Genomic DNA, 1855 nt, shown 5'->3' with positions numbered 1-1855 from the left:
CGGTACGGGCGGTCAACTTCTTGCCCGCTTCGAGCACGACTTCGCCGGAATCGGCGTCGACGACATCGACGGTGGCCTTGAAGCCCTTCATGCGATCGGCATCGTAAGGCACGCGCCAGCCGGTCTTCGCACGCTTGTAGATGACGCGGTTGTAGAACGTCTGGAGGATTTCCTCGCCGTTCAAGCCGAGCGCATACAGAAGCGACGTCACCGGAAGCTTACGCTTACGGTCGATACGGGCATAAACGATGTCCTTGGCGTCGAACTCGATGTCGAGCCAGGAACCGCGATACGGAATGATGCGAGCGGCGAACAGAAGCTTGCCGGACGAGTGGGTCTTGCCCTTGTCGTGATCGAAGAACACGCCGGGCGAACGGTGCATCTGCGAGACGATGACGCGCTCGGTGCCGTTCACGATGAAGGTGCCGTTGTCCGTCATGAGCGGCATGTCGCCCATGTAGACGTCCTGCTCCTTGATGTCCTTGACCGAACGCGCTGCGGTATCCGGATCCACATCGAACACGATGAGACGAAGGGTGACCTTCAGCGGGGCAGCGAAGGTCATGCCGCGCTGGCGGCATTCGTCGACGTCGTATTTCGGCTGCTCGAACGTATATTTTACGAATTCAAGCAGAGCGGTATTCGAAAAGTCCGAAATCGGGAAAACCGACTTGAAGACGGCCTGGAGGCCCTCCTCCGACCGACCGCCCTTGGGCTCGTCGACCATCAGAAACTGGTCGTAGGATGCCTTTTGAACCTCGATTAGGTTCGGCATCTCCGCCACTTCCTGGATTTTCCCGAAGAACTTGCGAATACGCTTCCGGCCGATCAGTGTGTTGGCCATCTGGACCTCGTTCCTCATACACGGCTGATCGAGCCCCTTGCCCAGGGGCCGGATCAGCCGCCCAGCGGCCTGTGCCGCCAGCTCTCACCACCGATATCGGACCCCCGATCGGGCCCGGATCCGTCGCCGAAACACCATCGCAAAGCGCTCTGGCATTTTTGACGACACAACGGCCCCAGGCAAAAAGGAGCCTGGGACCGCTGATTTCTAGTCTCGGACCGGAGCCCGAGGCGACTTCACGACCTTGCGGCCGTCAAATCACTTGAGTTCGACCTTGGCGCCGACCTTCTCGAGGGTCGCCTTGATCTTCTCGGCTTCGTCCTTCGACACGCCTTCCTTGACAGGCTTCGGCGCGCCTTCGACGAGGTCCTTGGCTTCCTTCAGGCCGAGACCTGTGATCGCCCGGACTTCCTTAATCACTTMGATCTTCTTGTCGCCGGCAGACGCGAGAACGACCGTGAATTCGGTCTKCTCTTCGACAGCGGCAGCACCGCCGCCAGCGCCYGGAGCAGCCGCAACGGCAACAGCCGCGGCAGCGGAAACGCCCCACTTCTCTTCGAGGAGCTTCGCGAGCTCAGCAGCCTCGAGAACGGTCAGCGACGAAAGATCGTCAACAAGCTTGGCAAGATCAGCCATTGTTTTCAGTCCTTAAGTTCGGTTCGAACAGTTGATGGTTGAGGGTTACGGCCTCACGCCGCTTCGCCTGTCTTGGCATAGGCCCCGAATACGCGGGCGAGCTTGGCCGCCGGCGCAGTGCTGAGCTGTGCGATCTTCGTAGCCGGAGCCTGGATGAGGCCGACCAACTTGGCGCGCAGTTCATCAAGGGACGGAAGGGTGGCAAGCGCCTTCACTCCGTCCACATTCAGGGTAGTCGTGCCCATTGCGCCGCCGAGGATAACGAGCTTTTCGTTGGCCTTGGCGAAATCGACAGCGACCTTGGGCGCCGCGACCGGATCACTCGAATAAGCGATCAGGGTCGGACCTTTCATAAGGTCCGTGATGGACGCGACG

At 60.2% G+C, this 1855-nt stretch carries 2 protein-coding genes and 1 pseudogene; all 3 read right to left on the bottom strand.

Translation table 11 applies throughout. The annotated features are described in order from the left end of the window. Positions 1-844 (bottom strand): annotated as a pseudogene (locus AC1DT3_RS19735) (DNA-directed RNA polymerase subunit beta); the annotation flags it as partial. A gap of 258 nt (positions 845-1102) precedes the next feature. Next, a complete protein-coding gene (gene rplL, locus AC1DT3_RS19730; RefSeq protein ID WP_477466912.1) occupies positions 1103-1480 on the bottom strand; it encodes a 50S ribosomal protein L7/L12 in 378 nt (125 codons plus the stop codon). Between the two features lie 53 nt (positions 1481-1533). Continuing rightward, positions 1534-1855: 50S ribosomal protein L10 (gene rplJ / locus AC1DT3_RS19725; protein WP_477466911.1), on the bottom strand; the 322-nt coding region annotated here is incomplete at its 5' end.

It is taken from the genome of Microvirga sp. P4_G7 (assembly GCF_056401005.1).
The sequence above is the reverse complement of the archived record's forward strand: the minus strand, read 5'-3'. Positions and strand labels throughout refer to the sequence as shown.